The 8,307-nt window shown below is 55.3% G+C and carries 7 protein-coding genes; 2 read left to right on the plus strand and 5 right to left on the minus strand.

What is annotated here, in order from left to right; all coding sequences use genetic code 11:
• From WBV42_RS03725 to WBV42_RS03735, 3 genes are all read right to left on the minus strand, one after another.
• Nucleotides 1-201: hypothetical protein (locus tag WBV42_RS03725; RefSeq protein WP_423984842.1), on the minus strand; the 201-nt coding region annotated here is incomplete at its 3' end.
• Nucleotides 202-394: 193 nt separating this feature from the next.
• The gene (locus WBV42_RS03730; RefSeq protein WP_423984843.1) at nucleotides 395-892 is read right to left on the minus strand and encodes a PH domain-containing protein; all 498 of its coding nucleotides are present in this window, start codon (nucleotides 890-892) and stop codon (nucleotides 395-397) included.
• 312 nt (nucleotides 893-1,204) lie between these two features.
• Nucleotides 1,205-2,416 carry a Cdc6/Cdc18 family protein gene (locus WBV42_RS03735; protein WP_423984844.1) on the minus strand — a complete coding sequence of 404 codons (1,212 nt, stop codon included), beginning with the start codon at nucleotides 2,414-2,416 and terminating at the stop codon, nucleotides 1,205-1,207.
• A 540-nt stretch (nucleotides 2,417-2,956) separates the two neighbouring features.
• On the opposite strand from WBV42_RS03735, the gene WBV42_RS03740 reads away from it, so the two are divergent.
• Nucleotides 2,957-4,624 carry an NAD+ synthase gene (locus WBV42_RS03740; protein ID WP_423984845.1) on the plus strand — a complete coding sequence of 556 codons (1,668 nt, stop codon included), beginning with the start codon at nucleotides 2,957-2,959 and terminating at the stop codon, nucleotides 4,622-4,624.
• A gap of 144 nt (nucleotides 4,625-4,768) precedes the next feature.
• On the plus strand, nucleotides 4,769-4,963 hold the full coding sequence (locus WBV42_RS03745) for a hypothetical protein (RefSeq protein ID WP_253229080.1): 195 nt from the start codon (nucleotides 4,769-4,771) through the stop codon (nucleotides 4,961-4,963).
• 21 nt (nucleotides 4,964-4,984) lie between these two features.
• Here the strand turns inward: WBV42_RS03745 and WBV42_RS03750 are convergent, their stop codons facing one another.
• Both WBV42_RS03750 and dgoD read right to left on the minus strand, forming a co-directional pair.
• Complete coding sequence (locus WBV42_RS03750; RefSeq protein WP_423984846.1) at nucleotides 4,985-6,469, minus strand: glycyl aminopeptidase; 1,485 nt, start codon at nucleotides 6,467-6,469, stop codon at nucleotides 4,985-4,987.
• A 950-nt stretch (nucleotides 6,470-7,419) separates the two neighbouring features.
• Nucleotides 7,420-8,307, minus strand: an 888-nt coding sequence (gene dgoD, locus WBV42_RS03755) for a galactonate dehydratase (RefSeq protein WP_423984847.1), incomplete at its 5' end; no start/stop codon positions are given.

Raw genomic sequence — 8,307 nt, forward strand, 5'->3', positions numbered from 1 at the left:
GAGTAGGGATGACAGTTTGGTTTCGAACTCCGTTTCGTCCATCGTAGGTGCGTGCTCCCCACAGGTCTGTGTGGTCTCGGGATCGCTCGCAAGTCGCGTCACTTCGACCATGAGGTCGGGGTGATCGTCCTCGCGGCGGAACGTCCACGAGCGGTCGAACGTGACCGCACCACGGCGTGCCGCAACCAGGAGGGCCTTCAAAGAACCCTCGAATTCTTGGGGACCTGTCCAAAGAGAGGCGCTGTCAGTTTGGCTCATTTTTCGCTTTCCTCGGTTCGGCCATATCCCCGGGGGGTAATAAAAGGAGAAACTCGTAGTGCACCGTTTCAGATCGTTTCAAACCGCGTATGTTCTGTTATCGGAGTTTGTACATCGAAAATAAGCGACTCAGAGATCACTGCCGCGGAGAGACTTTATCCAACTGTTCAGTCAACAGTCCGTTGACAGATTGTGGGTTGGAAACGTTCTCAAAAATGAGGTTGTTCGTCGACGGTCCGGCGGTGTGTATCTTCACCGTCCCGTAATCGAAGATGCGTTCCGGAAGTGATTGTGAGAAGGCAATATCCTGCACACGTTCCAATCGAATTTGTGATACGTCCTTTGCGAAGACGCCACGCTTGTGGTATATTTCCTCGGTCGTGAGGACGAACCATTCGCTTCGCCAACGGAGAAACGGTGGGACGGCGACCCCGATTCCGGCCACAATCGGAAGAACGCCGAGCCACTTCGCCCGACCGAAGGAGCCGCTCCCGATGATACCGACACCGATCAAAACGAGGATAATACCGGCTAGAATCGCCGGTACCGTCCGATAGAAACTCCGGTGACCTGCCCAGAGAACCTCCTCGTCGGGTGTGAGGTGAAGCCACGACACGTCCAAATCTTTCGTCATAGTATGAAACAACGAGGGGCGCAAGCACCTTTACGTTTGCCGCGATGTTCCTGCAAACGAGCCTGAGCAGTTCGGCGACCAATGTGGAGAGACGATGTCGACGTCGAGATAAAGAACTGAAAGGGCTATCCTCCGGGCACACCCTCATCGTGTCCTGTGTCTTTTCACAACACGATCACGGAAATCGAAAGAGGGGACGCCACTCAGGTATTGTCAGAAATTTTGTCATCGATTTCAGCAGAGAGAAGAGGAATAATAACCCACACGCCGATAGAATCGGGTGGGATACGGAGCAGAGGTCATTAAGCTGATTCAGATATGTTTTTCAATACTATCATGAATACCGGTCTGCATAATCGTTCCGTCAAGCGCCTGAACAACCAAATCTAAATCTTGCGCCAGAACGTGCTCTCGGTAACTTCCACCGGCCAGTCCTTCGTTCCTGTGATTGCTTTCCGTGAGTCCCAGCATTTCGAGGGTATCGCACTGAGCTCGCATCCATCGTGACGAATTGGAACTCATCGCCGCCATTTCAGCGAGTGTGGTATATCGCTCGTACAGTGATCGCGTACGTATCGGCGTCTCCTCATTTGCTTCGAATGTCGTGAGAGCATACAGAACCAGTTGTTCGTGCTGGTTTAACGAGACAATTCCCACAGCGACTTCCTCCTCCTCAAGTTCGTCGCGCCCGCGCCGGACATGATCTTCCGTTACGATATCAGCATCTTCTTTTCGGGCGAGATCACCTGCTTGAAGAAGTAAGTCAAGGGCTTTACGCGCATCGCCGGACTCTTGTGCGCCATAGGCTGCGCAAAGAGGAATAACGTCGTCTTCAAGCGCACCGTCTGTAAAGGCGGCCGTCTCACGCTGGCGGAGAACTTCTTGGAGTTCGTTCGCATCGTATGTAGAGAACGAAATAGAACGTTCGCACAAAGACGAACGAGTCTTGGGAGAAAGGTGGTCCCGAAAAGTGAGATCGTTACTTATCCCGATGACGGAGATACGAGCGCTTTCGATATTTCGATTTTCACGAGCACGAGAGAGTTGGTAAAGAATCGACTCATCCTGAAGGTGATCAACCTCGTCAAGAACAAGGATAAAAATTCCACCACAGGAATCAAGAACATTCCATAGCGCATCATAAACTTGCGAACGCGAATAACCAGTATCGCTAATCTGCTCTTCGGGCGGGCAGAATTTGTTGACGAGATGGACGGCAACACGGTAGCTAGTGTCGAATCCGTCACAATTGACGACCGCTGTTTTAATATCGACATTGTATTCAACGGAGTTTTGCTCCAGCCGATCAAGCAAAAATCGTGTCGCAGCAGTTTTTCCGACACCAGTTTTTCCATAGAGAAAAATGTTATTAGGCTGTTCGCCATTGATTGCAGGCTGTAACACGGAATGATACTCTGTGAGTTCGTCATCTCTTCCAACGAGTGTATTCGGAGTGTAGTCCTCCATTAATACGTTCCTGTTCTTAAAGGGAAACTCGTTTGGTGTGAAATCGAAGTCCGACATGAGTGTATAATAAGCAAGAGTTGGCCTTCGATATAAAACCCCACGACCACCCGTTCCAATGCTTCCGATGCTCCATCAGTTTAAGTACTATTAAATACGATAAGTGACCCCACTACTTCCAGTGCTAGGGCCATATTATAACACCCCCACCCCGGATTTCCAGTGCTTTCCTCAATTGACGAACCTCATTTACTGGTACTAATATCTAGAGACGAAACATATATGTGGAGTAGTGACAAAACTGAACAGTACTGGGTATTTTGAGTTCCAATATAGTATATTAATTCAATATGCTGCGGTAACACTGAAACAAGTGGGGACACATGATCGGAGAAGCACTGGAAATCCGGGGTGGGGGTGTCATAAGAGAGATCTTGGACTGGAAGTAGTGGGATTACTGACAGGGAAATCAGACAAGTACCCCATACAACTGAATAGGAACACAGCACCTGCCCACTAGATGGCCAACAAAATTCCTGCATCTCACCGACACCACACCTTTGCTACTCGATTCCCTACTATTCCATGGGATGTGTTGACATGCATCGGGTCGCGCTGGTACAATCGAACTACACCGTCGGGGATATCGAGGACAACGAGCGGAAGATCAAGGACGGAATCCGTCGAGCACGCGAGGAGAACGCCGACCTCGTCGTATTCTCGGAACTCGCGCTCGTCGGCTATCCACCCCAGGACCTCGTGAAACGCGAGTCGTTCATCGAAACACAACTCGCCGCGCTCGATCGAATCGCCGAGGAGGCGACGGACATCACGGCTATCGTCGGATTCGTCGCGCGGAACGCCGACGATTACGGGAAAGGAGTGCAAAACGCGGTGGCAATCTGCCGCGATGGAACGGTCGTCGGTCGGACCGAGAAACGGCTCCTCCCGACGTACGACGTGTTCGACGAGGATCGATTTTTCGAACCCGCGACGAGCCAACCGCTCCACACGCTCGGCGACGGAACCGACCTCGGCGTCAGTATCTGTGAGGACGCGTGGAACGAACCCGACGTGTGGGAGCGCCCGGAGTACGACGAGGACCCCATCGAAGACCTCGTGACGGCGGGCGCGGACCTGCTCGTAAACAGCTCCGCCAGTCCGTTTTATGGCGGGAAAAGCGCATTTCGGGAGCAACTGTTCGGCGCACACGCCAGCGACCACGGCAAATGGCTGGTCTTCGTGAATCAGGTCGGTGCGAACGACGAGCTCATCTTCGACGGCCGATCGTTCGTCGTCGCACCCGATGGGACGATAGCATGCCGACTCGCGGCCTTCGAGGAGGATTTCGCGGTCTACGACGTTCCACTCGACGCCGAATCGCCTGCGACGGTAAACATCGCCCCCGAACCCCCGATTGGAGCGGCGGAGATCCGGTCGGCACTTGCACTTGGGATCAGGGATTACATCCACAAAACGGGGTTCGAGGACGTCATCGTCGGGCTTTCGGGTGGTATCGACTCCTCGCTGACGGCCGCGCTGGCCGTCGATGCGCTCGGCCCGGAGAACGTCCTCGGCGTCGCCATGCCGACGAGATACACCAGCGACGAGAGCGAGATCGACGCCCGCGAACTCGCCGACAACCTCGATATCGACTTCCTTGACATACCGATAGAGGACACCTTCGAATCGTTTGAGACGGAGTTGGCACCGGTTCTCGACGAGGAACCGAGCGTCACGGAGGAGAACGTCCAAGCCCGAATTCGAGCGACGACGCTGATGGCGATCGCAAACGAACAGAGCCGTCTCCTCCTCGCGACCAGCAATCGGAGCGAACTCGCCATCGGGTACACCACCCTCTACGGCGACATGTGTGGGTCACTCGCTCCGATCGCGGATTGCCCGAAAACGTTCGTCTACGAGCTTGCAAATCGGATGAACGAATCCGAGACGACTATCCCCGAACGCGTCATCGAAAAGCCGCCCTCCGCGGAGCTTCGAGCGGATCAAACCGACGAGGACGACCTTCCACCGTACGAGGTTCTCGATTCAATTCTGGTGGGGTACGTGGACGAAGGGTTGACCGCCGACGAACTGGTCGAATCGGGACACGACCGCGAAACGGTTCGTCGAGTACTTTCGATGCTACATCGATCCGAGTACAAACGGTTTCAGGCCGCTCCCGTGCTCAAGGTGTCACCGAAAGCGTTCGGCGTGGGATGGCGATACCCGCTCGCGGCAAAGTACGAAAGCATCCTCCCGGAGTGAACGAAATCGGGGAAGTGTGTCACGTCCGCTCAAAAAATATTCACAATATTACGAAGAGTGATTTTTATATCTATACTTTGTAATTAAGTTCCGGAGAGAAGGTCGCTTCTTCGAGCCGTATCCTTCTCATCGGCGATCCAGAGAATGAAAATCGGTACTGAGACGACAGGGGAGACCCCGTCAGACGATTCGAGAGACGAATCGCCCGCCGACTCGATGACGAAGTGGCGTCGGCTCGGTGAACTGCTGAAGGTGTGGGGGGCCGCCATCGAAGTGTGGCTCAAGATCCTCGCCACGATACTCGTCGGCGTGGCCACGCTACTGAAACTGCCACACTAAGACGAAAATGGGAGAACCGGCCTATTTCCCCTTTCCGCCGCGGAACCGGGACACCAGACCGGATGCGTACTGCGCCACCGTCAGTCCGAACACCAAACTGACGAGCCCGAGTCCTCCCCAGAAAACGAGCGTCGAAGACAGGTTACCCGTCTTTGCTGGGGAATGAATTCCGCTCAGACCACCGGATTGTTTGTTTGCGCTCCCACCCTTCTGTGACCCATCACCACCGCCGACGTTCGATCCCGCATTGTCGGCCTGTTGGAGGTCCTGTAGCCGTGGTTTCGCGGTCGTCGTGACGTGCTTGTTCAACCACGGTGTCATCGACCGTCCGGCCACATCGTCGACGATATTCCGGAAATCGGCGTACGTGACCGTTCCATTGTGTTCGTTCATCCGATGAAATACGTCCATCAGACTATGACGCCCGTCGGTCGCCTGCTGTATTTTTTCGTCGAGTACCCACAAGGTGAGCGCCCCGCGATAGTACGGGACCTCGCGGTCGGCCCACGTACTCGGTTTCGAGAGCGTCGATGCGTCGTACGATTTCGACGAGAGCGTTCCGACAACGGAGGATTTAGAGGTTTCGTCCTCCTTCATCGCCAAATCCGACGCGAAGTAGGCGGCGCTGGCCTCCCGAAACCACTCCATCTTATCGCCCAGTTCGAACGACTGTCGCGTGTGGAAATACTCGTGTAACCAGAGGTTCTGCGGATCGTCGAGACGGGCGTCTTCGTGCACCCATAGTTCGCCGTACTTCGGCGAGGCGTACCCACCGCGCCAGATCGGATCGGGGAGGACGAACATCAGTACGTCGTCCGGAGATTGGCCGGGAATCCGTTTACTCGCCGCGCTGAGCGAGTCGAAAATCGACTTGGTGGACTCGGCGGGGGACGCATCGGACGCGACGATCATCCGAAATCGTTGCCCGTCCGCGTGACGGACGTGTTCGTCGTACTCCCCGACGTACGTGAACGCCGATCCGAGAACGCCGGAATCGGCGAACGAAACGCTTCGATCCGGATAGTCGTCCTGGAGGGGGTGAAAATAGCTCCAGTCGGCGGCGGCCGTGGATTCCCACGCAACCGACACTCTCGGCGTCGGTGCGAGCGCCCAGTCGTCGGTCGCCGCGAACTCGCGACCGCTTCCGGAGTGAACGCTCGTGGTGATCGTCATCGACGGGGAGTCCGTCTCGCCGTCCCAGCGGAGTGCGTGGTTTCCGTTCCCCGTTTGGTCGCTGACGAACCCATCCGAGGACACCACGTTTCCGGTGTAATTGATGAGCCAGAAGTGGCTCCCGTCGTCGGGTGTCTCGAAATCGAGATGATAGCGAACGGTGCCGGATTGGGACGCGTGCCGCTCGATGGAAATCGAAACGGCTGGCGGCCCTCCCGACGACTGTCCGCCCGACGATTGTGCCGTCGCTTGCGGAGCGAACGTGCCAGCGACGAGCGACAGCACGAGTAGTAGTACGACTGTCCTCCCGGTAACCAGACCCACGGACCCCATTTACAGCCTCGTCGGCCGGATGGAGTTTTGTTATACGTCGCCTGAACGAAAACAGGGTCGATCAAAGTCGCACACCCGTTTTCACCGGGAGGGACACCACGTTTCCCGAGCTTTTTGAGTTTCCGAAGAAACGGTTCGATCATTTTAGATTTGAAACGAATAGTGGCAACACAAGCTCAGGTGTAACAAGAGCATCGAGTCGGGCGATTTCTCAGGATGAAATAGAGAAACCACCCAACGAACAGCCCACATAGGTCAGCAACTGTTACTCAGAGGGAGAGGGGGGATGTCCTAAGATACTCTCAAGAGAACGTACGCCACTAAAACGATAGGGAGAGAAACAGCATATAAAGGACAGATACAGACAATCAATTCTAACTGGAATATGGCAATATGAACACTCACACTGGTGTTTACTCTTTTCAATATTTCCTATACCATAAAATATATAAATATATGAAATATTCACATATGATACAGGATCCGGGGGGTACTGTCATAGTCAGCATAACGGTACGTTAAAACCCCCATCTTTGGGCGGTAATCTTAGGACAACCCCCCTCGCCATACTTATCACAGCGTTAAATAAGAAATTCGACATGAGTGACAAATTTCACAAAGTTTGCGTTAGCTTGCCTCCGTGATGCGACCCAAGACACTCTACAACTGGTGTGTGAGGGGTGGGGAAAATTGGCATAAAGACATCCGACGACTAGTGCATCTCACTTGCTGTTGTACTCCATTTCTCACTTGGACACTCTACAACTGGTGTGTAACCACGACTATTCCCGACGAACAGATATGCAAGCGACGTAATCGCGCTGGATCGTCGTCTTACGACGAGACGAATCAAACTCGTCGGGATTGAGAATCGGTTTGTCCGAAGTGGAACGGAATGGCTGATCGATTCAGGTCGTTCTTCTAAACCGAATAGCGATGCTATCGCGCCCTCACCACTCCGCGACGCTGCCGTCGTCGTGTCGCCAGACCGGGTTGTGCCAGTCGTCGTGACCGGTCCGGTCGCTCAGGGTTTCCTCGTCCGGTTCGACACCCAATCCGGGGGCGTCGGGGAGCGAGACGTACCCATCCTCGTAGTCGAAGACGCTGGGGTCGGCTAGATAATCGAGCACGTCGCCGCCCTCGTTGTAGTGGATATCGAGGCTCTGTTCCTGAATCAACGCGTTCGGCGAGCAGGCATCGACCTGGAGACAGGACGCGAGTGCGACCGGGCCGAGCGGACAGTGTGGTGCGAGCGCCACGTCGTAGGCCTCGGCCATCGACGCGATTTTGTGCGTTTCCGTGATTCCGCCCGCGTGCGAGAGGTCGGGTTGAATCACGTCCACTGCGCCCGATTCGAACACCTCCTTGAAATCCCAACGGGAGTACATCCGCTCGCCCGTCGCGATCGGAATCGATGTGTGAGCCGCGAGTTGTGGGAGGAACTCGTTCTGTTCCGGAAGCACCGGTTCCTCGATGAAGAACGGGTCGTGCGGTTCGAGGACGTCGGCGAGTCGCTTCGCCATCGACTTCGCCACGCGGCCGTGGAAGTCGACGCCGATGTCCACGTCCGGGCCGACCTCTTCCCGAACCGTTTCCAGTCGCTCGCCGACCGAATCGACCGCCGCGGGCGTGTCGATTCGACGGAGTTCGGGCGTCGCGTTCATCTTCAGCGCCGTGAATCCGGCGTCCACCTTCTCGCGAGCGGCCTCGGCGACGCCCGCCGGGCGGTCGCCGCCGACCCACTGGTACACGCGGATCTTGTCCCGACACTTCCCGCCGAGCAGTTCGTAGACGGGGAGGTCGTAGTACTTCCCCTTGATGTCCCACAGCGCCTGATC

This window comes from Haladaptatus sp. (assembly GCF_049589095.1).
Lineage (GTDB): Archaea > Halobacteriota > Halobacteria > Halobacteriales > Haladaptataceae > Haladaptatus.